Source organism: Nitrogeniibacter aestuarii (assembly GCF_017309585.1).
In the GTDB taxonomy this organism is placed as follows: domain Bacteria; phylum Pseudomonadota; class Gammaproteobacteria; order Burkholderiales; family Rhodocyclaceae; genus Nitrogeniibacter; species Nitrogeniibacter aestuarii.
In genome coordinates, this window is sequence record NZ_CP071321.1 from 1,630,109 (window position 1) to 1,651,220 (window position 21,112).

Sequence of the window (21,112 nt, forward strand, 5' to 3'; positions counted from 1 at the left end):
ACCATGGCGCAAACCCTGGCCGCTGATCACAAGGCGCGCAAGACGGCGGGACCACGCAGGCGGCATTGGCGCCTGGCGGCCTACCTGCGCAGAACGCTCTACCTCCTGCTGGTTGGTACCCAGACGGCGGGCGCCTGTTTTGCAGTGCTGGCCGTGCTGCCCTATCACGGCACCACGGCCATCGAGATGGCGATTGTCGTGGTGTCGGCCGTCCTCTTCGGCTGGATCTCGGCCGGCTTCTGGATGGCGGTCATGGGCTTCATCTGGCGACGGGTGGGCGGTGACCCGCACAGTCCGGCGCGGCGCCTGGCGCCCGAGAAAATCGGTGACGTGCCGCTGGCAAGAACGGCGGTGGTCTACCCCATCTATCACGAAGACGTCCAGCGTACCCTGTCGGGTCTGTACAGCACATGGCGCGATCTGGAACGCACTGGTCAGATCGATGCCTTCGATTTTTTCGTGCTTTCGGACAGCCGTGATCCGAACATCTGGCTGGCCGAGCGCGAAGCGTGCCTCGCCCTGCGTGAGCGCCTCGGTCCTGACGCGCGCATCCACTATCGTCGCCGGGTGCTCAACCTGAACCGCAAGACAGGAAATGTGAGCGACTTCCTGCGCCGATGGGGGCGAGGCTACAAGTACATGATCGTGATGGACGCGGACAGCGTCATGACCGGCGCCAGTCTCGTTCGCATGGGGCGGATCATGGAGAGCGATGATCGCATCGGCATCCTCCAGACGGCGCCGGCCCTGATCAATTCGACCTCGGCACACGCACGCATCCAGCAGTTCGCAAACCGCCTTTATGGCCCGATCTTCACCGACGGTCTGGCCGCGTTGCAGCTGGGCGAAGCGGTCTTCTGGGGGCATAACGCGATCATCCGGGTGGAGGCCTTCATGCAGCACTGCGGTCTGCCTCACTTGCGCGGATGGGGCTTCCTGCGCGGCAGTGTGCTCAGTCACGATTTTGTCGAGGCTGCGTGCATGTGGCGCGCCGGCTACGAAGTCTGGCTCGATTCGAGTATCGAGGGAAGTTACGAAGAGTCACCCCCGACCCTGGGCGATGAGCTTGAGCGGGACCGCCGCTGGGCGCACGGCAATTTCCAGCATCTCTATTTTCTCTTCCGCCGCGGGATCTCCAGTGCTCATCGGGCCGCTTTTGCCAACGGCATCATGGCTTATGCGGCGTCGGCCATCTGGTTCGCCTATCTGGTGCTGATCACGGTCGAGCTAGCCCAGTTCACCCTCCAGCCCATCGAGTATTTCCCCGATCCGGACAGCCCGTTCCCGGTGTGGCCCGAATGGCAGCCTGAATGGGCTGTTCGCCTGGCCTTCAGCACCGTGTTCGTGCTCTTTGCCCCGAAGCTGCTCGCGGTCGTCGATCTTTTCTTTGATCGGGAGCGACGACGCCAGATGGGCGGTGTCATGAACGTGATGGTCGGCACCATGGTCGAGATGGTTTTTTCCATGCTGCTTGCCCCGGTGCGCATGCTGGCGCACACGCGCTATGTGGTCGTTACCCTGTTTAATCTCAAGGTCAGATGGGCTGGTCAGAACCGGACCGAGGAGGAGGGGTGGCGCGATGCGCTGGTGGATCACCTGCCAGGCGCCTTGCTGGCGGTCGCGTGGTCTGGCTTTGCCTACTGGCTCCAGCCGCTGTTCTTTTACTGGTCATTGCCGATCGCCATCCCGCTGGTGATGGCGGCACCGGTGTCTGTCTGGCTGAGCCGTTTCGCCAATGGACGTCGCCTGCGCGAGCGCGGCGTCCTGCTGACGCCGGAAGAGGCCGCACCGCCGCCAGTGGTTCAGGATTTGCGTGATGCGCCGGCCCTGCGGGAGCCTTCGCGGCTGACGGCCTTCGAACTTGCGGTCATCGATCCGGCACGGCATCGCTTTCACCTGGGCATGGCGCGGCAAAGGAGCGACATCCCGTTCAGGCAGACGCGGCGCGAGGCGCTGGTGGCCAAGGCCATGGAAAGCGGGGCGGGGGCGCTCAGCGCAGGCGAGCGCAGCTGGCTGGTGGATGACGGCAGGGGACTTGCTGAACTGCACCGACTCGTCTGGATGGCGCCGGAGGAGAGTCTGTGGGGGCGATTGGTGAGGCAGATGTGCCGGGAAGCCGGGGCTTGAACTGTGCCGGGCAGACATGAAAAACGGGACCCGAAGGTCCCGTTTTTCATGTGACGCCAAAGATCAGCCGTTCTTGCGAACCAGCTTTTCCTTGATACGTGCGGACTTGCCAGTGCGGCCACGCAGGTAGTACAGCTTGGCACGACGGACATCACCGCGACGCTTGACTTCGATACTTGCAACCAGCGGGGAGTACGTCTGGAACGTACGCTCCACGCCTTCACCGGAAGAGATCTTGCGCACGATGAAGGACGAGTTCAGACCACGGTTACGCTTGGCGATGACCACGCCTTCGTATGCCTGCAGACGTTCACGGTTGCCTTCCTTGACCTTCACGCTGACGACCACGGTATCGCCCGGGGCGAAATCGGGGACGGTCTTGGTTTCGGTCAGACGAGCGATTTCTTCCTGCTCGAGTTGATCAATCAGATTCATTGCGTCATTCCTAAGTTCGAGTGGCCATTGGCCTTGCGGAAAGAGCAGGTCGCAACCTGGTATCCGGCTTTTCTTCGTATGGCGTGTCGGGTCAGACCCTCAACGCCCCGCGTGTTCCTGCCTGAATTCATCAAGCAGTTTCACTTCTTCCTTGCTCAGCGGTCGCGCTTCGAGAAGCTCGGGCCGTCTCAGCCAGGTTTGCCCAAGCGCCTGTTTCAGGCGCCAGCGGCGAATGTTCTTGTGGTCCCCGGACAACAGTACCGGGGGCACTTCGACGCCATGGGCGTCCACTTCCGGTCGCGTAAAATGCGGGCAATCGAGCAGGCCATCCACGAAGGAGTCCTCGACTGCCGAGTCCGCATCGTTCAACGCGCCCGGCAACTGACGGATGATGGCATCGAGCAGCACCATTGCCGGCAGTTCTCCACCAGACAACACGAAGTCGCCCAGCGATATTTCTTCATCCACGCAGCGGTCGATCAGTCGCTGATCCACCCCTTCGTAGCGACCGCACAACAAGGTCAGAGATGGCAGCGTCGCCAGTTCCATGACCTTCTGGTGGTCTAGCCTGCGCCCTTGGGGCGACAGGTAGATCACCCGACCGGTGCTGCCGGTATCGACCAGTTGTGCCGCCCTGGCGGCTGCGATCGCCTCTTCCAGCGGGCTGGCCAGCATGACCATGCCGGGGCCGCCGCCATAAGGGCGATCGTCGACCGTTCGATGAACATCCGTCGTGAAGTCACGCGGATTCCAGCAGGTCAGAGCATACAGCCCCCGGGCAAGCGCCCGACGGCTGATCCCGTTTCCGGTCAGTGCCCCGAACATGTCGGGGAACAGGGTGACGATATCGAACCGCCGCGTGCGGCGATCCAGATCGGTCACGGTCAAGCCCACTTCACCAGTCTTTTTGCCATTGGACCCGGATCACTTTCGCATCGGTATCGACCTTGTCGACATACGCCGGTACGAACGGAATCAGATGCTCGGACTCCCCGTCATTGACCTGCAGCACATCATGTGCGCCGGCTGAAATCAGTGTGGAGACCGTGCCCAAGGGTTCGCCTTCGGCATTTTCGACTGCCAGCCCGATCAGATCGGCCCAGTAGTACTCATCTTCCGCGGTGGGCGGCATCGCCTCGCGCGGGGCTGCAATGTAGCAACCCTTCAAACTTTCGGCGGCCGTGCGGTCGTCAATCCCTTCAAGCGAAGCAACCAGACCCTTGCCCTGAAAACGACAGTTCTTCAGCGCGTAGGCCTGCCAGCTCGTCTCTGCGGCTTTGTCGTCCTGACACAACCACCAGCGGGGCATCTTTTTCCAGGACAGCGGGTCGTCACCGAACGGGTGAATCTTGACCCAGCCCTTGATGCCATAGGGGGCAATGATTCGCCCCATGACAATCATGGATGCTCCGCCTTACGCAGCCGATCAGGCCGCGGCTTTGGCAGCCTGCTTGACCAGACGGGCAACGGTGTCGGACAGCTGGGCGCCGTTCTGCTGCCAGTAGGTCAGGCGCTCGGTGTTGATCACCAGGCCTTGCTCGCTTTCGGAGGCAACCGGATTGTAAAAACCAACACGCTCAATGAAGCGGCCATCACGGCGCTCGCGGCGGTCAGCAGCAACGATGTTGTAGAAAGGGCGCTTCTTGGCGCCGCTACGTGCAAGGCGAATAACAACCATCTTGGCTTCGTCCTGATCTGTGGAATCGAAAAGGGCGAAATAGTACGGGATAAATCCAGAAAAAACAATCTGTTTCGGGCGCTTCAGCCCGTGAAGATCTCCGCGATCGTCTGCTGGATGTCGCGTGCGGCTTGAGCGGGATCGGCCGCGTTGCGAATCGGACGGCCGACAACGATGTAGTCGGCGCCGTTGCGGAAGGCTTGCGCCACGTCCACGGTGCGCTTCTGATCGTCCGACGGGCGGTTCTCCACCGGGCGGATGCCTGGTGTGACCACCAGCAGGCGTTCGCCGAGCTCGCGGCGGATCATCGGCGCTTCGAGTCCGGACGAGACGATGCCATCGACACCGGCTTCGAGGGCGCGGCGCGCACGCGAGAGAACCAGTTCTTCGACGTTGCACTGGAACCCTAGGTCGTTCAGGTCGCCCTGATCGAGGCTGGTGAGCGCAGTGACGGCGAGAATCTTGAGGTCGCCTTTGTCCTTAACGGCGGCTTCCATGATCGATTGGTTGCCGTGGATGGTCGCCAGGGTGGCACCACTTGAGGCGAGTGCCCGGACGGCCTTGCGGACGGTCTCGGGTACATCGAAAAATTTCAGGTCGACGAACACCTTCTTCTGCTGGGCGACAAGCCAGTCCAGGAGTTCGAAGTAGCCACCAGCCATGCACAACTCAAGGCCGATCTTGTAGAAGGTGGCGGCATCACCCATTCGCGTGACGAGGTCGCGAGCCTCATCCGCGTTGGCGACGTCCAGCGCCACGATCAGGCGATCCTGGGGCGCAATGTGTTTTTCCGAGCGGTAATCGATGGCTTCAGATGTCATAATGTCAGGTGCAACTTTCTAAACAGGCGCGCGAAATGCAGTTAGGGAAATTTTCCCCGGGCGCAATGGAAATTGCTGGCATTGTGCCAGAAACCGGCCGTTATTCATTAGAATGAGCTATCAAACCACACCTGAACGGACCGCCATGAGTCCCGGCGAGAGCACGACACAGAGCGCTGCCAGCGGCACAGCCGCAGAGGTCATCGCATGGCTTGGCGCAGAGCCCTCGGTTGATCCCGTCGCGGATCTGCCGGATATGCTGCGCCAGCTCGAGCGCCTGCTGCGTTCCGAGGATGTCATGCCGCTCCAGTTGCATCGTGCGCTGGAGCTTTTTGTTGTCCGGGTCGCCGATGCGCGGGAAGCACTGGTGCCGCGCCTGACAGGGCGGTCCTTGCCACTGCCATCCGATCTATTCAATGCGGTCAGCACGCTCGAGCGCGTCGTGATCAGCATGGCCAATGGTTACAGTCGCGTGCTGTCGGATGTCGGTTCGGCGATGGTGACTCAGAGCCGCAAGCCGGAGGTGCTTTCCGCGCGAGCCCTGGCCTTGCTGACCGATGCAGTGTGGCTGGCCGCACTCAAGGGCGCTTCGCCCCGTGCGGGGGTCTGGAATGAGGCGCATCGCGTCTTCCATATGGCGACGGTGGCGGCGGGGTCGGAGGCACTGCCGGCTGAGTTACCCCGTGGTGCGGTACAGGGCGCCTACAAGGCCATGCTTGCCATGGCGGCGGCACAGCCCGAGGCGCTCACGGCGCGTGAGCAGGAGTGGCTCTACCAGTATCTTGAGCAGACGGCCTGGCGTGCGGAGCTGTCCACCAAGCCCAAGACCGGTATCGAGACCTGGGATTACTGGATCGACCCGGCGCAGGATGCGGGGCCGATCGCCATGGTCCGGCGCTCACCGCCACCGGTCGAGGGCATGATCTATTTCTCGGCGGCGGAGTTGGCGCGAGGAGCGACCGGGCATCTCGAGCGCATCGATGCTGCGCTCGGCGCCGGTGGTGAGGTGATCCCCGGTGCGAGTCTGCCGGAACTGCCGGCCGGATTGCCGCCACAGGAAATTGCGAAACTGCTGCGCAGCTTGCGCGAGCGCTGGGCGATGCCGCCGCGGCGCGAGCAAATGCGCCGTCACAATGACTACACGGTCGATGTCTGCATCGGACTGCGCTCGATCTGGCGGCTCAAGCACGCGGGTGAAGAGGCTGCGCAGGTGATGTCGTGGCGCGTTCAGAATGAAAGCCCCGGCGGCTACGCCATCATGAGTCTGGAGGTGGCGTCGAATACCCTGTCGCCGGGCATGGCGGTTGCGCTCCGTCGCCAGGTGGGTGCGCAGTGGTCCGTGTGCGTGGTGCGCTGGGTACGCTCTGACGCGCCTGACCGTGTGGAAGTCGGGCTTCAGACGATCAGTAACGAGTCCACGCCGGTCCGCGTGGGATTCCGGGGTGGCGAGGGGCCGGGCGAAATGATGCCTGGCCTGGTGCTCCCACCCGTGCCCGGCATCCGGAGCCACCAGGCGATTCTGGCGCCATCAGGGGCCTATCAGTCACGTCGCTTCCTGCTTGTCCACGAGGGCGAGCACATCTATGTGGCTCAAGGACGGCTCTTGAGCCTCGATATGCAGACATCTCACGTCGAACTTTTTCAGTTCGAGTACGACCCCTATCCGCTCTGACCGGCAGGTGAGCCGACACGTCTGAACAGCTCAGGCAGGGGCAGATCACTCGCGCTGAGCATGGCACGGATGTGAGCGGCGGTTTCCGGTGCCAGCCCGTCGGCGGCGAGACCGTCAATGGCCGGGGCGGAGATGCAGAAGCGGGTCAGTACGTCGGAGAGTCGGATGTCATCAATGCGTCTGGCCAGAATCCAGTCTTCCTCATCCGTCCGTGCCAGCCATCCGGCCTCGTGCATGTCCTCCAGGATGGGTTCGCCATGCGCGGGGGTCTGACGGGCAATGCGATACAGCGTCTCAGCCTGGCGGCTGTCCCCGGCGGTCTGCGCGGCGGCCAGTTCCCGAAGCATCAGCAGGGCGCCGTAGGCGCGCGTGCCGGGAAAACTCGGCAATGCACGAATGCGGGACAGGTACGTGGGGATGCCCGCCGCCAGGATGGCTCCGAGCAGGATCACGATCCAGGACAGATACAGCCACAGCAAGAAGATCGGCAGCGTCGCAAAGGTGCCGTAGATCAGCGTGTAGCTCGGAAAGTAGGCGAAATAGAAGCCGAGTCCCCGCTGCATGGCGATGAAGCCGAGTGCGGCGGCCACGCCACCAACAAGGGCGTGCCAGGGATTGATGCGCCGGTTCGGAATGCTGTAGTAGAGGAAGCTGAACAGCATGCCCAGTAGCAATACGGGCAGCATGCGGGCCACGATCAGGCGCAGCCAGGGCGGATCGTTGACGAGCCCCAGCGATGTGCTCACCACGTAGCTGGTGGCTGCCAGAGAGCCGCCCAGGAAGAGGGGGCCGACGGTCAGCACCACCCAGTAGATGGTCAGGCGTGTGACCAGTGGTCGGGGTGTGCGCACGCCCCAGATGGTGTTGAGCGCGCTGTCGATGGTCAGCATCAGGCTCAGCGCCGTGATGATCAGTACGGCCGAACCGATCACGGTCAGATCGCCCGCTTTCTGGGTGAACTCAAGCGCATAGGTGGCGATGATGCGCCCGGCGGTCTCCGGCAGCAGGTTGTCGAGCAAGAAGGCGCTCAGGCTGTCCCCGAACTGGGCGAAGCCGGGAAAGTGGCTAAATACCGACAAGGCGACTGCGAGGAGTGGCACCACGGCCAACAGAGAAGTGAACGTGAGGCTGCCCGCGACCAGCGGGCAGCGGGTGTCGACGAAGCGCTCGAGCAGCAGGCGAAGAAAGTTCTGGATATGTGTCAGTGACATGTTCGGCACGATGTCGGCTTGCCCCGGCCTTGATGGGCTGCCCACCTCGATATCTGGGATAATCGCCGCAATTTAGCCACAGAGTCGTTCATGAAAGAAGTCCTCGTCCTTTATTACAGCCGCAAGGGCTCGGTCCATGCGTTGGCCGAACAGATTGCGCGCGGTGTCGAGCGCGTGCCCGGTGTCGGGGCACGCTTGCGCACGGTGCCGGCCGTGAGCACGGTGTGCGAGGCCACTGAAGACGAGGTGCCGGCAGAGGGGCCACCCTACGTGAGCCTGGATGACCTGGAGTCGTGTATTGGCGTTGCGCTGGGGAGCCCCACGCGTTTCGGCAACATGGCGGCACCGATGAAGTACTTTCTCGACGGCACGATCGGTCCGTGGGTCAATGGGGCCCTGGTGGGCAAACCGGCTGCCGTGTTCACGTCCAGTGGCAGCCATCATGGCGGACAGGAGACCACCCTGATGTCGATGATGCTGCCGCTCATGCACCACGGCATGGTGATGGTTGGGTTGCCGTACAGCGAGCGTACCTTGTCGAGCACTACCACCGGCGGGACGCCGTACGGTGTGACGCATGTGGCCGGCCACGATGGCAATCCGGCCCTGAGTGATGATGAGATCACCCTCGCCGTGGCTCAAGGCGAGCGCCTGGCGCGTATCGCGCTGGCCCTGGAGGGCGCCCGATGAGTCCGCGCATGCTGATCTGGATCTCCTCAATCCTGTGGTTTGCGCTGATCGTGCTGTGCGTCGGTTGGGAGGCCTGGTGGGCGCCTCTGCGTCCGGGCGGCTCGTGGCTGATGCTCAAGGCGGCATTCCTGCTGATTCCCCTGCGTGGCATCCTGTATGGGAAGCGTTACACCTATCAGTGGGGATGCATGTTCGTTTTGCTCTACTTCATGGAAGGTGTCGTCCGCTTCAATGATCCGGATGGCGTCGCCTTGCTGGCGCGCATCGAAGTGGGGCTGACGATCGCGGTGTTTCTCGCCATGGTGCTCTATGCGCGTCAGACGGCACCGTCGAGACTCAAGGCGGCGCAGGAAGCGCCGGGTAAATGAAAAAAGGCCGGCTGATCGCCGGCCTTTTCCTTTTCTCTGAGAGCGCCTGTCTCAGACCCCCTGGCCTTGCGGGTTGAGCTTCTGGATGTTGCTGTGGAGCTTGTTGAGCGCGTTCAGATACGCCTTGGCCGAGGCAACGACGATGTCGGTGTCGGCGCCCTGACCGTTGACGACTTTCCCGTCGCGCGCGAGGCGGACGGTCACTTCACCCTGGGCATCGGTGCCGGTGGTGATGGCATTGACCGAGTACAGCAGCAGGTCGGTACCGCTACTGGCGACCTGCTCAATGGCCTTGAACGCGGCGTCGACGGGCCCGGACCCGTCGGATTCCGCTCTGGCTTCCTTGCCGCCCACGGAAAGCGTGAGCTTGGCGCGCGGGGTTTCGCCGGTTTCCGAATGGAAACAGGACGAGATCAGGCGGAAATGTTCGCTGGCAGGCGTGACCGCCTCGTCTGACATGAGTACCTGAAGATCCTCGTCGAAGATCTCGTGCTTCTTGTCGGCCAGTTCCTTGAAACGGGCGAACGCCGTGTTCAGATGCGCCTCGGATTCGATGGCGACGCCCAGTTCCTCAAGCCGGCTTCTGAAGGCATTGCGGCCGCTATGCTTGCCCAGCACCAGCTTGTTGGCGTGCCAGCCCACATCCTCGGCACGCATGATCTCGTAGGTTTCGCGGTGCTTGAGGACGCCGTCCTGATGGATGCCTGACTCGTGGGAGAAGGCATTGGCGCCGACAATGGCCTTGTTGGGCTGCACCGGGAAGCCGGTGATGCCCGACACCAGTTTGGACGCTGGCACGATCTGGGTGGTATCGATGCGGGTATCGCAATCGAAGATGTCGCTGCGGGTGCGCACGGTCATGACGATCTCTTCGAGCGCCGCATTGCCGGCACGCTCTCCGAGGCCGTTGATCGTGCATTCCACCTGACGCGCGCCGGCCTGCACTGCGGCCAGCGAGTTGGCCACGGCCAGACCGAGGTCGTTGTGACAGTGGACCGACCACACGACCTTGTCGCTGTTCGGGACGCGTTCGATCAATTGACCAATGGTGCTGGCGAACTGCTGCGGCAGGTTGTAGCCCACCGTGTCCGGCACGTTGATGGTGGTTGCGCCGGCCTTGATGACGGCATCGAAGATGCGGCACAGGAAATCCAGTTCGGAGCGACCGGCGTCCTCGGCAGAGAATTCGACGTCGTCGGTGAATTCGCGGGCCCAGCCAATGGCCTTCACGGCCTGCTCGACCACCTGGTCGGGGCTCATGCGCAGCTTTTTCTCCATATGGATCGGGCTGGTGGCGATGAAGGTGTGGATGCGGCCACTGGCGGCGGGTTTGATCGCCTCGCCGGCGCGACGGATGTCGTTCTCGTTGGCGCGGGCCAGCGAACAGACCGTGGAATCCTTGATCGCCTCGGCGATGGACCTGACCGACTCGAAGTCACCGTTGGAAGCGGCCGCGAAGCCCGCTTCGATCACGTTGACCCGCATGCGCTCGAGCTGGCGTGCAATACGCACCTTCTCGTCACGCGTCATCGAGGCGCCCGGGCTTTGCTCGCCATCACGCAGGGTCGTATCGAAAATGATCAGTTCGTTGTTCATGGTCGCTTCCTGTCAGGTACGCGTATTCAGTTCAGTGTAGGCAATGTCAGTCCTCGGACCGTTCCTGTGCGGCTTCCGTATCGGGGTCGCCAGGCACTCGCTTGCCCAGCTTGCGCATGGCGTAGATGGCATAGCCTGACAATGCGTAAGCGAGAAAGAGCAGAAACAGCACGATGGCCGGATCGACTGACACCAGCGCAAAGGCCAGCATAATGCCGAGCACGGCCATGAAGGGCACGGTCCGGCGCAGGTTGATTTCCTTGCCACTGTAGTAGAGCACGTTGCTGACCATGGTCATGCCCGCAAATATGGTCAGGAAGGTCGCCGCCCAGCGCAGGTCGTTTCCGTCAAATCCGTTGTCGATACCGACCCAGACCAATCCGGCAATGAGCGCGGCAGCGGCCGGGGAGGGTAGTCCCTGAAAGAAGCGTTTGTCGATGACTTCGATGTTGGTGTTGAAGCGCGCCAGCCTGAGCGCAGCGCCACAGCAATAGATGAAGGCAGCGATCCAGCCCAGCTTGCCCATACCGCGCAGGGACCACTCGTAGATCACCAGCGCAGGTGCGGCGCCGAAGGACACCATGTCGGCCAGCGAGTCGTACTGGGCGCCGAACTCGCTCTGGGTGTGGGTGATACGTGCGACGCGGCCGTCGAGCCCGTCGAAGATCATCGCCACGAAAATGGCAACGGCGGCATGTTCAAAGCGATCGTTCATGGCCTGAACGATGGCGTAGAAGCCCGCGAACAGCGCTGTGGTCGTGAACAGATTGGGCAGGATGTAGATGCCGCGACGACGCTTGTGGGTGTCGATCAACGGAGGATGCGATGAATTGTCAGACATGCGATGTCTTTGTGTGAAGCCGGCGAACGGCGTTGAGCCGATTCTACCGCAGCGCGGGGCCGGGCATCATGACACGAGTTCCGCCAGAATCGTCGAGCCGCCGGCGACCTTGTCGCCGATGCAGACCCGCGCCAGTGTGCCGGGCGGCAGATAGACGTCCATGCGCGAACCGAACCGGATGAAACCGTAGCGCATACCGCGCCGGACCTGGTCTCCGGAAGAGACGCTGCACAGAATGCGGCGGGCGATGAAACCGGCGATCTGGACGCAGGTGACGTCAATGCGGTCGGCACAGCGAATCCACAGGGCATTGCGCTCGTTCTCGGCAGAGCTTTTGTCGAGCGCAGCGTGAACGAAGCGTCCCGGTGAATACCACTGCTGCTTCACTTCTCCGTCGACCGGACTTCGATTGCTGTGCACGTTGAGCAGCGACATGTAGATGCTGATGCGCAGGGCATCGCGCTTGAGGTAGGGGTCGGTCGTGCGCTCGATTGACACGACGCGGCCGTCGGCAGGTGCAACGACGGCATTCGGGCTGGATGGCGTTTCGCGCTCGGGGTCCCTGAAGAAGAACAGCAGGAATGCCAGTAATGCCCATAGCGGCATTGAGACCAGCCAGCCGAGGGCGCCATGAGCCAGCACGGCGAGGCCGAGCGTGATGCCGATGAAGGTCCAGCCTTCACGGGCGATGATGGAGTGGTGTCTGCGCGAGGGCATGGGTCAAATAAAACCGGGCCGGCACCCGCTCCCGAACGGGAAGGGTGCCGGCCCGGTCAGACAAGAGGTCCGATCAGTTCTTGGACTGGTCGACCAGCTTGTTTTTCTTGATCCACGGCATCATCTCGCGCAGCTGGCCACCGACCTGCTCGATCGGGTGTTCGGCATTCAGGCGACGGCGGGCCGTCATGGACGGGTAGTTCGTCTTGCCTTCCTGGATGAACATCTTGGCGTATTCACCGGTCTGGATGCGCTTGAGTGCTTCACGCATGGCGTAGCGGGACTCTTCGTTGATGACTTCGGGGCCGGTCACGTACTCGCCATACTCCGCGTTGTTGGAGATGGAGTAGTTCATGTTGGCGATACCGCCTTCGTACATGAGATCAACGATCAGCTTGAGCTCGTGCAGGCATTCGAAGTAGGCCATTTCCGGCGCGTAGCCAGCTTCGACCAGGGTTTCGAAACCCATCTTGACCAGCTCGACGGCGCCGCCGCAGAGCACGGCCTGTTCACCGAACAGATCGGTTTCGGTCTCTTCGCGGAAGTTGGTTTCGATCACGCCGCCCTTGGTGCCGCCATTGGCAGCCGCGTAGGACAGGGCGATGTCGCGGGCCTTGCCGGACACGTCCTGATGGATGGCGATCAGGCTCGGCACGCCGCCGCCCTTCAGGTACTCGGAACGCACGGTGTGACCCGGGCCCTTCGGGGCCACCATGATCACGTCCAGGTCGGCGCGCGGCACGACCTGGTTGTAATGCACGTTGAAGCCGTGAGCGAAGGCCAGGGTGGCACCCTTCTTCATGTTCGGGCCGACTTCTTCGTTGTACACCTGCGGAATGTTCTCGTCCGGCAGCAGGATCATGACCACGTCGGCAGTCTTGACCGCCTTGGCGATTTCCTCGACCTTGAGACCGGCGTTCTTGGCCTTGTCCCAGGAAGCGCCGCCCTTGCGCAGGCCGACGGTGACCTTGACGCCGGAGTCATTGAGGTTCTGAGCATGGGCGTGGCCCTGCGAACCGTAACCCACGATGGTGACCTTCTTGCCCTTGATCAGGGAGAGGTCGGCGTCCTTGTCGTAATAAACTTTCATGATCGTCCTTATCTTAGATCGCTGTCGCGATGGCGGCCGCCATCATAACCGGCAAGCCGTCAGGTCGCAAAGAGTGACCCGGTGTGGGTGGGTCAGAGTTTCAGAATACGGTCACCACGACCGATGCCCGAGATGCCGGAACGCACGGTTTCCAGGATCAGGCTGTTGTCGATGGCGCCGATGAATGAATCCAGTTTGGTCTGATTGCCTGTCAATTCGATGACATAGCTCGACTCGGTGGCGTCGATGACACGGCCACGGAAAATGTCGGCCATGCGTTTCATCTCTTCGCGGTCCTTGCCGGTGGCGCGCACCTTGATGAGCATGAGTTCGCGCTCGATGTGCGCCGCTTCGGACAGGTCGACCACCTTGACCACATCGACCAGCTTGTTCAGCTGCTTGGTGATCTGCTCGATGATGTCGTCCGAGCCGGTGGTGATGATCGTCATGCGCGACAGGGACGGGTCCTCGGTCGGCGCGACGGTGAGCGATTCGATGTTGTAGCCGCGGGCCGAGAACAGGCCGGAGACGCGCGAGAGGGCGCCGGCTTCGTTTTCGATCAACAGGGCAATGACGTGACGCATGTTCTTCCCTCAGTCAGAGGTCTTGTGGATGTCTGATGGTGCTCGACGAATCACCGAAGGCCGGTGTTCGCTGCCGGTATCACCGGGTGGGCGAACCGGCGGCCCGAAGAGTCGTCTCCGCGGGCCGGGCTCCGTTCAGGCCGTTTACAGGTCCTCGGCGGACAGGATCATCTCGGTCAGACCCTTGCCACCCTGAACCATCGGATACACGTTTTCGGTCTGGTCCACGAGGAAATCGAGGAAGACCAGATCGTTCTTGCGCGAGAAGGCTTCACGCAGTGCGCCTTCCACGTCGCTCGGGTTCTTCACCTGGATGCCGATGTGGCCATAGGATTCGGCCAGCTTGGCAAAATCGGGCAACGAGTCCATGTAGGACTCGGAGTATCGGCCACCGTGGAACAGCTCCTGCCACTGGCGCACCATGCCCAGATAGCGGTTGTTCAGGTTGCAGATCTTGATCGGCAGGCGGAACTGCTTGCAGGTGGACAGCTCCTGGATGTTCATCTGGATCGAGGCTTCACCGGTCACGCAGGCCACCTGCATGTCCGGGTGCGCAAGTTGCGCGCCCATGGCGTAGGGCATGCCCACGCCCATGGTGCCCAGGCCGCCGGAGTTGAGCCAGCGGCGCGGCTTGTCGAACTTGTAGTACTGCGCGGCCCACATCTGGTGCTGGCCCACGTCGGAGGTGATGATGGCGTCGCCGCCAGTCACTTCCCACAGTTTCTCCACCACGAACTGCGGCTTGATGATCTCGTCCGAGTTCTTGTACTTCATGCAGTCGCGCGAGCGCCATTCGTCGATCTGTTTCCACCAGGTGGCCAGGGCGGCTTCGTCCTGCTCTTCCTCGGCGGTGTCGACGAGGCGGATCATCTCTTCGAGCACTTCCTTCACGTCGCCCACGATCGGCACATCCACCTTCACCCGCTTGGAGATGGAGGAGGGGTCGATGTCGATGTGGATGATCTGGCGCGGTTCCTGGCCGAAGTGGTTGGGGTCGCCGATCACGCGATCATCGAAGCGCGCACCCACGGCCAGCAGCACGTCAGAAAAATGCATCGACATGTTCGCTTCGTAGGTGCCGTGCATGCCCGGCATGCCCAGATACTGTTTGTCGGTGGCCGGATAGCCACCCAGGCCCATCAGCGTGTTGGTGACCGGCATGCCCAGCTTGCGCACCAGGGTCGTCAGCGCCTCTGCCGCGTTACCCAGCACCACGCCACCACCGGTGTAGATCATCGGGCGCTTGGCTTGCTTGAGCAGCTTGATGGCCTTCTTGATCTGTCCGTGATGGCCTTTGACCACCGGGTTGTACGAGCGCATGTCCACGGAATCGGGATAGCTGTATTCGCCTTTCTGGGCGGTGACATCCTTGGGGATGTCCACCAGCACCGGGCCCGGACGGCCGGTGTTGGCCAGATAGAAGGCCTTCTTGATGGTCGGCGCGATTTCGGCCACGCTCTTGACCAGAAAGTTGTGCTTCACGCAGGGGCGGGTGATGCCCACCGTGTCCACTTCCTGGAAGGCATCCTGACCAATCGCGGCGGTCGGGACCTGGCCGGAAATGATCACCATCGGGATCGAGTCGCAGAACGCAGTCGCGATACCGGTGACCGCGTTGGTGGCGCCCGGGCCGGAAGTCACCAGCGCCACGCCGATTTTCTCGGTCGAGCGCGCGTAGGCGTCGGCGGCGTGCACGGCGGCCTGTTCATGGCGAACGAGGACGTGACGGACCTGATCCTGCTTGAACAACTCGTCGTAGATAAACAGGACAGCGCCACCAGGATAGCCGAACACGTAGTCGACCTTTTCTTCCTGCAGGCACCTGATTACAATTTCCGCCCCAGTCAAGACCATCGCTGCCTCTAATTCTCTGTATTTGCGTGGGAAACCCGTAACAGTACCTATTGGGGCAGTCCCGGTCAAGGTGCGGCTTGTGCGTGGCACAATGGCGTCCTGGCCCCACCGTGAGGATTACTTCTGGCTTCTGATCGCGAACTGAACGCCTTTCTCGCCAGCGTCGAGCGGCGCGCCTTCAAACAGGCGGTATTGCTGCTCAGGGATGACGCCGGGGCGCTCGACGCCGTGCAGGAAGCCATGCTGCGTCTGGCCACCAAATATGGTGACAAGCCGGCCGGGGAATGGCCGATGCTGTTCCAGCGCATCCTGCAGAATGTGGTGCGCGACATGTTGCGGCGCCAGAAAGTGCGTAACCTCTGGGTGTCGATGTGGTCCGGCTTTCGCCAGCGGGACGGCGAGGAGGACGCAGGTGATCCCCTGGATACACTCGAAGCGGCCGATGAATCCAACCTGCGTCTGTCGCCCGAAAAACTTGCTGGGCGAGACGAGTTGCTGGGCATCATCGAGGCCGAAATCGAGCGCCTGCCACAGCGTCAACGTGAAGCGTTCATGATGCGTTACTGGGAAGACATGGATACGGCAGAGACGGCAGCGGCCATGGGATGCTCCGAAGGCAGCGTGAAAACGCACTGCTCGCGGGCAACCAAGGCACTGGCTGCGGCATTGAAGGCGAAGGGGATCGAGTTATGAACGAAGAGCAGCGATTTGGTCGGCGGGTGGCGCACCTGCTGAGCGAGTCGGCCAGCCGGATCGACCCGGCGACGCTCGATCGGCTTCAGCAGGCCCGTCGTGACGCCGTACGGCTACGCCGGCGCAGCCGCCTCGACCTCATTCCGCACCGTCTCGACTGGGGCATGCTCACGGGCGCCCTCAGGCCGGCGCTGACAGCCATGCTGGTGGTGGCGGTCTTCGCCGCCGGTGACTATTTCAATAAACAACACACGCTCGCACAACGCAGCGAGGTGGAGACGGCATTGCTGGCAGACGATCTGCCCATCGATGCCTATCTGGACCAAGGATTCCGAGCATGGCTGCAAAACGAATCGCGCTCCTGATCGGTGCGCTGCTGCCGATGATGGTCGGGGCAGCGGACTGGTCGAGCCTGAGTGGGCAGGAGCAGCGCGCCCTGGCGCCGCTGTCGTCCCAGTGGCCCTCGCTCACCGGTGACCAGCAGACCAAGTGGCGGGGCATCGTCGAGCATTTCGACAGCCTGACGCCCGAGGAGCAGGAACGTGTCGGGCGACGGATGAAGGAGTGGTCAAGCCTGTCGCCGCAGGAGCGTCAACGTGCGCTCGACCAGTACCGGGCGTTGCGCAATATTCCCCCGGAAGAGCGTGAAGCGTTGCGCCAGCGCTGGCAGGAGTACCAGAAGCTGTCACCGGAAGAGCGTGAGCGGGTTCGGGACGAAGCGCGTCAGAAGCGCAGCAATCGCAGCAACAAGGGTGAGCGGTGACTGAACGGGATGTGGTCGAGATCGCCGGATTGCGGCGACGTTTTGCGGCGCTGGTTTACGAAGCGCTACTCCTTCTCGGTGTGCTGGCGCTGTTGTGGCTGGTGCCGAATCTGATTGTGAGCCTGGTGTTCGAAGTTGCTGAACCCGGATGGCTGGGGTGGCTGCATATCTTCGCCGTTCTGGGGTTTTACTTTCTCTGGTATTGGCGTGGCAGCGGGCAAACCCTCGCCATGCAGACCTGGCGGTTACGTCTTGTGACGGCGCAAGAGGGCAAACAGGTCAGCTTCAAACGCGCCCTGTTGCGTTATGTGCTGTGCTGGCCCTCGGTGCTGTTGTTCGGCGGTGGCCTTTGGTGGGCCTTCATCGATCGGGACAAGCAGTTCGCCCACGATCGCCTGGCCGGGACCGTGGTGGTCCTGCTTCCGGGGCGGCCGAGCTGAGCTTTGCGCCTGCCGGCCATCTGCATGATTCTGAACGCCGCTCAACGCGGCGTTTTTCATGTCTGAAAGAGTGAAAAAACAAGCCGTTGCCTTGTCTGTCGCGTGCGTGGCAGCTATAGTCCGACCCGCGGTCTGAGATACCGCACATGAAGATTCGAGCCCGCCTGCGTGCGGGTGATTTAAGCCTTGGCACAGGTTCCGTGTCTCGGCAGATGAAATTTGGGACTCCAATGACTCACTTCGCCTCGCGACGTGCGCTGATGCGCGCGCTCGCTGCCGGTGCTGCCGGCCTTTGCCTCTCCTTTTCCGCTTTCGCCGCTGACGTGCTGCGTGTTTCAGCGATTCCCGATGAGTCGCCCACGGAATTGCAGCGCAAGTTCCAGCCGCTTGGCGAATACCTCGAAGCCCGGTTGGGCATGCCGGTGAAGTTCGTGCCGGTGACCGATTACGCGGCCGTGGTCGAAGCGCTGGGTGCCGGCAAGGTGGATCTGGCCTGGCTCGGCGGCTTCACCTATGTTCAGGCCAAGCTGCGTACCGACGGCAAAGCGGTGCCGCTCGTTCAGCGCGAGCAGGACGCCGTCTTCACCTCCAAGTTCATCACCGCGCGCGACGATATCAAGACCTACGCCGACCTGAAGGGCAAGACCTTTGCCTTCGGCTCGCCGTCGTCCACGTCGGGTCACCTGATGCCGCGCCATTTCCTGGCCGAAGCCGGTGTGGTGCCTGAAGACGATTTCGCCAATGTGGCGTTCTCCGGTGCCCACGACGCCACGGCCGCCTTCGTGGCCGCAGGCAAGGTTGATGCCGGCGCCCTGAATGCTTCGGTGTGGGACAAACTGGTCCAGCAGGGCAAGGTCGATACGAGCAAGGTGCACGTCTTCCAGACCACGCCGGCCTATTTCGATTACAACTGGACGGTGCGCGGTGATCTGGACCCGGCGGTTCAGGAAAAGATCAAGGCAGCCTTCCTGGCGCTGGATCCGGCCAATCCCGAGCATAAGGCGATCCTCGACCTGCAGCGCGCCAGCCGTTTCATTCCGACGCAATCGTCGAACTATGACGGCATCGAGTCGGCGGCCCGTGCCGCCGGCCTGATCCGCTGAGTCGTTCGCCAGGAATCCCGATGAGCGCCATCGTCCTGCGCTCGATCAGTGTCCGACTCGGCGGCCGGCTCGTGCTCGATGATGTGAGTCTGAGCATTGCAGCCAGTGACCGTGTGGCACTGATCGGGCCGTCCGGAGCCGGCAAGACCACGTTGCTGCGGGTGATGGGGGCGCATCTGCGCCCGACCTGCGGCGAAGTGGATCTGCTGGGCGGGGCGCCCTGGCGCCTGGGCGCTGGCGACTTGCGCCAATTGCGGGCGCGCATCGGCAAGATGTATCAAGCGCCCCCGTTGCCGCCGCGCCAGCGCGTGGTGACGGCTGTGCTCGCCGGTCGACTGGGGCAATGGCCTTTGTGGCGATCACTGGCCTCATTGGTGTATCCGCTCGATATCGGCGGTGCGCGTGCGGTGCTCGCTCCCCTCGAACTCGAAGACCGGATGTTTGATCGCTGCGACGCCCTGTCCGGCGGGCAGCGTCAGCGGGTCGCGGTGGCGCGTCTGCTTTATCAGCAGCCCGATCTGCTGCTGGCGGACGAGCCGGTCTCCGCACTCGATCCGGCCTTGGCCCGGTCGGTCATCGTGCGTCTGGCAGAAACGGCGCAGGGGCGGGGAGTGCCCCTGGTGTCCAGCCTTCATGCCGTGGATCTGGCCATCGCGCACTTCACCCGTGTGGTTGGACTGCGTGAGGGCCGCGTTGCTTTCGACCTGCCTGTCGAGGCGGTGACCAGGACCCATATCGACGCGCTGTATGCCGGGGTGCCCGCAGCCTCTGTGGCTGCCGATGAGCGCATCACCGCCCCGCGCCTGACGCGCTGCGCATGAACCCCAGCGAGCGTGACCCGGCGGCGCGTGGCCGCCTGACGGCGCTCCTGTGCGTGCTGGTGGTGCTCTGGCCGTTGCTGAGGCTGGCCGAATTTCAGCCGGCTGCGTTGTTTGATCCGGCCAACCTGAAAACGATCGGCGCCTTCCTGGGGACATTCCTTCCGCCGGAAACCGGGGGCGATTTCCTCGTGCTTCTGTGGGGGGCCACGCTCGATACCCTGGCCATTGCCACGGCCGGTATCGCGGGTGCCTGGGTGATTGCGATTCCCCTGGCCTTGCTGCTCACGCGCAGTCTGAGCGTGAGTCGCCTCGAAGGCGGGGGTGGATGGCCCGGGCGCGTCGTCCGCGCCGGTGCACGGCTCATCACCCTTGTGTTGCGTGGCGTCCCTGAGCTGGTCTGGGGGCTCGTGTTCGTGCGTATTTTCGGTCTCGGACCGGCGGCGGGTGTCGCGGCGCTGACGGTGACCTATGGCGGCATGCTGGCCAAGGTGTATGCCGAAATTTTGGAGTCGACCGACCAGCGCCCGGTACGTGCGCTGCTCGCGTCCGGCGCGGGCCGTTTGCCCGCGCTCACCTATGGGCTGTTGCCGACCGCGAGCGATGAGCTGATCTCATACACGGTCTATCGGTGGGAATGCGCGGTACGTGCTTCGGTCGTGATGGGTTTCGTTGGTGCGGGCGGGCTGGGCCAGTTGATGGACCAGTCCATGAAGATGCTCAACGGTGGCGAGGCCAGTGCCATCCTCATGACCTTCCTGCTGCTGGTGATGGCGGCAGACGCCCTCAGTCGCACCCTGCGCCGATCACTCGCATGAGCGCGCAGTTTCACGCACCGCGACGCGGGCCGCTGATCTTGCTGGTCCTGATGCTGGCCGTCGTGGCCAGTGTCGTCCGGCTCGATCTGCTCCCCGCGCTTGCCGAGGCGAGCGGCAGCGCTGGCGAGTTGCTGGGTTTTCTTGCGCGCTTCACCGCTCCCGAACTGAAGCCGGCGTTTCTGGCTAAGGTTGGTCAGGGAGTGCTCGAGACGCTCGCCATTTCCCTGATCGGCACCTTGCTGGCGGTGATCGGTGCCGTGGCGCTGGCGCTGCCAGCGAGCGGGCGCTGGGGGCGCACGGCGTCGGTGGTCAGCCGGTTCTGTCTGAACGTCTTGCGTTCGGTGCCCGAGCTGGTGTGGGCGACGATCACCGTGCTCGCCGCGGGCTTGGGCCCCTTTGCGGGCACCCTGGCGCTTTGCCTGCACACTGCGGGTGTGCTGGGCCGTCTCTATGCAGAGGCGCTCGAGAACGCCGATCAGCGACCCGAGGCCGCCTTGCGCGCTGCGGGTGCTCCCGTGGTGCCCGCGTTCGTGTACGGCGTGCTCCCCATGGTGGCGCCGCAGTGGCTGGCGTACGGGCTGTATCGCTGGGAGATGAACATTCGTATGGCCGCGGTGCTGGGTTTCGTCGGCGCGGGGGGGCTGGGCGCGCAGTTGTACTACGCGATGTCCTTGTTCCAGGAGGCTCGCGCTGCGACGATCATCGTCGCCATGTTGCTCTTGTCATGGGCGGTGGACGCGGTGAGCGGAGCACTCAGGCGCCATTTCGTGCTCGCCGCCTGAGCTTCAGCCCG

General features: G+C 62.9%; 24 protein-coding genes. 12 read left to right on the plus strand and 12 right to left on the minus strand.

Going from position 1 to position 21,112, the window contains the following annotated elements; genetic code table 11:
- Positions 1-3: 3 nt before the first annotated feature.
- Complete coding sequence (gene mdoH / locus J0W34_RS07520) at positions 4-2,127, plus strand: glucans biosynthesis glucosyltransferase MdoH (protein WP_230971240.1); 2,124 nt, start codon at positions 4-6, stop codon at positions 2,125-2,127.
- A 63-nt stretch (positions 2,128-2,190) separates the two neighbouring features.
- On the opposite strand, the gene rplS is transcribed toward mdoH, so the two are convergent.
- From rplS to pyrF, 5 genes are all read right to left on the minus strand, one after another.
- Positions 2,191-2,562, minus strand: coding sequence for a 50S ribosomal protein L19 (gene rplS / locus J0W34_RS07525; RefSeq protein WP_227816902.1), 372 nt, complete (start codon positions 2,560-2,562; stop codon positions 2,191-2,193).
- Positions 2,563-2,661: 99 nt separating this feature from the next.
- Positions 2,662-3,450, minus strand: coding sequence for a tRNA (guanosine(37)-N1)-methyltransferase TrmD (trmD, locus tag J0W34_RS07530; RefSeq protein WP_269144642.1), 789 nt, complete (start codon positions 3,448-3,450; stop codon positions 2,662-2,664).
- Between the two features lie 7 nt (positions 3,451-3,457).
- On the minus strand, positions 3,458-3,964 hold the full coding sequence (gene rimM / locus J0W34_RS07535) for a ribosome maturation factor RimM (RefSeq protein WP_227816904.1): 507 nt from the start codon (positions 3,962-3,964) through the stop codon (positions 3,458-3,460).
- Between the two features lie 24 nt (positions 3,965-3,988).
- Positions 3,989-4,240, minus strand: coding sequence for a 30S ribosomal protein S16 (gene rpsP, locus J0W34_RS07540; protein WP_227816905.1), 252 nt, complete (start codon positions 4,238-4,240; stop codon positions 3,989-3,991).
- A gap of 83 nt (positions 4,241-4,323) precedes the next feature.
- The gene (gene pyrF / locus J0W34_RS07545) at positions 4,324-5,061 is read right to left on the minus strand and encodes an orotidine-5'-phosphate decarboxylase (protein WP_227816906.1); all 738 of its coding nucleotides are present in this window, start codon (positions 5,059-5,061) and stop codon (positions 4,324-4,326) included.
- 145 nt (positions 5,062-5,206) lie between these two features.
- Between pyrF and J0W34_RS07550 the strand changes: the two genes are divergently transcribed.
- The gene (locus J0W34_RS07550; RefSeq protein ID WP_227816907.1) at positions 5,207-6,733 is read left to right on the plus strand and encodes a hypothetical protein; all 1,527 of its coding nucleotides are present in this window, start codon (positions 5,207-5,209) and stop codon (positions 6,731-6,733) included.
- On the opposite strand, the gene J0W34_RS07555 is transcribed toward J0W34_RS07550, so the two are convergent.
- Positions 6,721-7,944 (minus strand): YihY family inner membrane protein, encoded by a 1,224-nt coding sequence (locus J0W34_RS07555; RefSeq protein WP_230971241.1) that lies wholly within the window; start codon positions 7,942-7,944, stop codon positions 6,721-6,723. The two genes, J0W34_RS07550 and J0W34_RS07555, sit on opposite strands and share 13 nt — an antisense overlap.
- A 90-nt stretch (positions 7,945-8,034) precedes the next feature.
- On the opposite strand from J0W34_RS07555, the gene wrbA reads away from it, so the two are divergent.
- Together wrbA and J0W34_RS07565 are read left to right on the plus strand one after the other, a co-directional pair.
- On the plus strand, positions 8,035-8,634 hold the full coding sequence (gene wrbA / locus J0W34_RS07560) for an NAD(P)H:quinone oxidoreductase (protein WP_230971242.1): 600 nt from the start codon (positions 8,035-8,037) through the stop codon (positions 8,632-8,634).
- Positions 8,631-9,002 carry a DUF2069 domain-containing protein gene (locus J0W34_RS07565; RefSeq protein ID WP_227816910.1) on the plus strand — a complete coding sequence of 124 codons (372 nt, stop codon included), beginning with the start codon at positions 8,631-8,633 and terminating at the stop codon, positions 9,000-9,002. Before wrbA ends, J0W34_RS07565 begins: the two co-directional genes overlap by 4 nt.
- A 51-nt stretch (positions 9,003-9,053) precedes the next feature.
- Here J0W34_RS07565 and J0W34_RS07570 read toward each other — a convergent pair whose 3' ends face one another.
- The 6 genes from J0W34_RS07570 to J0W34_RS07595 all read right to left on the minus strand — a co-directional run bounded on the left by J0W34_RS07570 (position 9,054) and on the right by J0W34_RS07595 (position 15,684).
- A complete protein-coding gene (locus J0W34_RS07570; RefSeq protein ID WP_230971243.1) occupies positions 9,054-10,598 on the minus strand; it encodes a 2-isopropylmalate synthase in 1,545 nt (514 codons plus the stop codon).
- 46 nt (positions 10,599-10,644) lie between these two features.
- Positions 10,645-11,439 carry a CDP-diacylglycerol--serine O-phosphatidyltransferase gene (gene pssA / locus J0W34_RS07575; RefSeq protein ID WP_227816912.1) on the minus strand — a complete coding sequence of 265 codons (795 nt, stop codon included), beginning with the start codon at positions 11,437-11,439 and terminating at the stop codon, positions 10,645-10,647.
- A 66-nt stretch (positions 11,440-11,505) separates the two neighbouring features.
- Positions 11,506-12,156 (minus strand): phosphatidylserine decarboxylase, encoded by a 651-nt coding sequence (locus J0W34_RS07580; RefSeq protein ID WP_230971244.1) that lies wholly within the window; start codon positions 12,154-12,156, stop codon positions 11,506-11,508.
- Positions 12,157-12,229: 73 nt separating this feature from the next.
- Entirely contained in the window at positions 12,230-13,246 is a 1,017-nt protein-coding gene (ilvC, locus tag J0W34_RS07585; RefSeq protein WP_227816914.1) for a ketol-acid reductoisomerase, read from the minus strand.
- 92 nt (positions 13,247-13,338) lie between these two features.
- The gene (gene ilvN, locus J0W34_RS07590) at positions 13,339-13,830 is read right to left on the minus strand and encodes an acetolactate synthase small subunit (RefSeq protein WP_227816915.1); all 492 of its coding nucleotides are present in this window, start codon (positions 13,828-13,830) and stop codon (positions 13,339-13,341) included.
- Positions 13,831-13,974: 144 nt separating this feature from the next.
- Positions 13,975-15,684, minus strand: a complete 1,710-nt coding sequence (locus tag J0W34_RS07595) for an acetolactate synthase 3 catalytic subunit (RefSeq protein ID WP_227816916.1) — start codon at positions 15,682-15,684, stop codon at positions 13,975-13,977.
- A gap of 123 nt (positions 15,685-15,807) precedes the next feature.
- Between J0W34_RS07595 and J0W34_RS07600 the strand changes: the two genes are divergently transcribed.
- From J0W34_RS07600 to phnE, 8 genes are all read left to right on the plus strand, one after another.
- Positions 15,808-16,377, plus strand: coding sequence for an RNA polymerase sigma factor (locus J0W34_RS07600; RefSeq protein ID WP_265332774.1), 570 nt, complete (start codon positions 15,808-15,810; stop codon positions 16,375-16,377).
- Positions 16,374-16,742 (plus strand): DUF3619 family protein, encoded by a 369-nt coding sequence (locus J0W34_RS07605; protein ID WP_227816917.1) that lies wholly within the window; start codon positions 16,374-16,376, stop codon positions 16,740-16,742. The genes J0W34_RS07600 and J0W34_RS07605 overlap by 4 nt, the downstream gene beginning before the upstream one ends.
- Positions 16,715-17,140 (plus strand): DUF3106 domain-containing protein, encoded by a 426-nt coding sequence (locus J0W34_RS07610; RefSeq protein WP_227816918.1) that lies wholly within the window; start codon positions 16,715-16,717, stop codon positions 17,138-17,140. The genes J0W34_RS07605 and J0W34_RS07610 overlap by 28 nt, the downstream gene beginning before the upstream one ends.
- A gap of 11 nt (positions 17,141-17,151) precedes the next feature.
- The gene (locus J0W34_RS07615; protein WP_331001537.1) at positions 17,152-17,580 is read left to right on the plus strand and encodes an RDD family protein; all 429 of its coding nucleotides are present in this window, start codon (positions 17,152-17,154) and stop codon (positions 17,578-17,580) included.
- A 230-nt stretch (positions 17,581-17,810) separates the two neighbouring features.
- Positions 17,811-18,683, plus strand: coding sequence for a putative selenate ABC transporter substrate-binding protein (locus tag J0W34_RS07620; protein ID WP_230971245.1), 873 nt, complete (start codon positions 17,811-17,813; stop codon positions 18,681-18,683).
- A 20-nt stretch (positions 18,684-18,703) separates the two neighbouring features.
- Positions 18,704-19,504 carry a phosphonate ABC transporter ATP-binding protein gene (locus J0W34_RS07625; RefSeq protein WP_230971246.1) on the plus strand — a complete coding sequence of 267 codons (801 nt, stop codon included), beginning with the start codon at positions 18,704-18,706 and terminating at the stop codon, positions 19,502-19,504.
- The gene (locus J0W34_RS07630; RefSeq protein ID WP_230971247.1) at positions 19,501-20,319 is read left to right on the plus strand and encodes a PhnE/PtxC family ABC transporter permease; all 819 of its coding nucleotides are present in this window, start codon (positions 19,501-19,503) and stop codon (positions 20,317-20,319) included. The genes J0W34_RS07625 and J0W34_RS07630 overlap by 4 nt, the downstream gene beginning before the upstream one ends.
- Complete coding sequence (gene phnE, locus J0W34_RS07635; protein WP_230971248.1) at positions 20,316-21,101, plus strand: phosphonate ABC transporter, permease protein PhnE; 786 nt, start codon at positions 20,316-20,318, stop codon at positions 21,099-21,101. Before J0W34_RS07630 ends, phnE begins: the two co-directional genes overlap by 4 nt.
- The last annotated feature ends 11 nt before the right edge of the window (positions 21,102-21,112 follow it).

Coding starts and splice junctions, on each gene's coding strand:
- rimM (WP_227816904.1), bottom strand. CDS start 3,964: ATGATTGTCATGGGGCGAATCATTGCCCCCTATGGCATCAAGGGCTGG.
- J0W34_RS07550 (WP_227816907.1), top strand. CDS start 5,207: ATGAGTCCCGGCGAGAGCACGACACAGAGCGCTGCCAGCGGCACAGCC.
- pssA (WP_227816912.1), bottom strand. CDS start 11,439: ATGTCTGACAATTCATCGCATCCTCCGTTGATCGACACCCACAAGCGT.
- J0W34_RS07595 (WP_227816916.1), bottom strand. CDS start 15,684: ATGGTCTTGACTGGGGCGGAAATTGTAATCAGGTGCCTGCAGGAAGAA.
- wrbA (WP_230971242.1), top strand. CDS start 8,035: ATGAAAGAAGTCCTCGTCCTTTATTACAGCCGCAAGGGCTCGGTCCAT.
- pyrF (WP_227816906.1), bottom strand. CDS start 5,061: ATGACATCTGAAGCCATCGATTACCGCTCGGAAAAACACATTGCGCCC.
- rpsP (WP_227816905.1), bottom strand. CDS start 4,240: ATGGTTGTTATTCGCCTTGCACGTAGCGGCGCCAAGAAGCGCCCTTTC.
- J0W34_RS07625 (WP_230971246.1), top strand. CDS start 18,704: ATGAGCGCCATCGTCCTGCGCTCGATCAGTGTCCGACTCGGCGGCCGG.
- J0W34_RS07605 (WP_227816917.1), top strand. CDS start 16,374: ATGAACGAAGAGCAGCGATTTGGTCGGCGGGTGGCGCACCTGCTGAGC.
- J0W34_RS07620 (WP_230971245.1), top strand. CDS start 17,811: ATGACTCACTTCGCCTCGCGACGTGCGCTGATGCGCGCGCTCGCTGCC.
- rplS (WP_227816902.1), bottom strand. CDS start 2,562: ATGAATCTGATTGATCAACTCGAGCAGGAAGAAATCGCTCGTCTGACC.
- J0W34_RS07610 (WP_227816918.1), top strand. CDS start 16,715: ATGGCTGCAAAACGAATCGCGCTCCTGATCGGTGCGCTGCTGCCGATG.
- phnE (WP_230971248.1), top strand. CDS start 20,316: ATGAGCGCGCAGTTTCACGCACCGCGACGCGGGCCGCTGATCTTGCTG.
- ilvN (WP_227816915.1), bottom strand. CDS start 13,830: ATGCGTCACGTCATTGCCCTGTTGATCGAAAACGAAGCCGGCGCCCTC.
- ilvC (WP_227816914.1), bottom strand. CDS start 13,246: ATGAAAGTTTATTACGACAAGGACGCCGACCTCTCCCTGATCAAGGGC.
- J0W34_RS07555 (WP_230971241.1), bottom strand. CDS start 7,944: ATGTCACTGACACATATCCAGAACTTTCTTCGCCTGCTGCTCGAGCGC.
- J0W34_RS07565 (WP_227816910.1), top strand. CDS start 8,631: ATGAGTCCGCGCATGCTGATCTGGATCTCCTCAATCCTGTGGTTTGCG.
- mdoH (WP_230971240.1), top strand. CDS start 4: ATGGCGCAAACCCTGGCCGCTGATCACAAGGCGCGCAAGACGGCGGGA.
- J0W34_RS07570 (WP_230971243.1), bottom strand. CDS start 10,598: ATGAACAACGAACTGATCATTTTCGATACGACCCTGCGTGATGGCGAG.
- J0W34_RS07580 (WP_230971244.1), bottom strand. CDS start 12,156: ATGCCCTCGCGCAGACACCACTCCATCATCGCCCGTGAAGGCTGGACC.
- J0W34_RS07630 (WP_230971247.1), top strand. CDS start 19,501: ATGAACCCCAGCGAGCGTGACCCGGCGGCGCGTGGCCGCCTGACGGCG.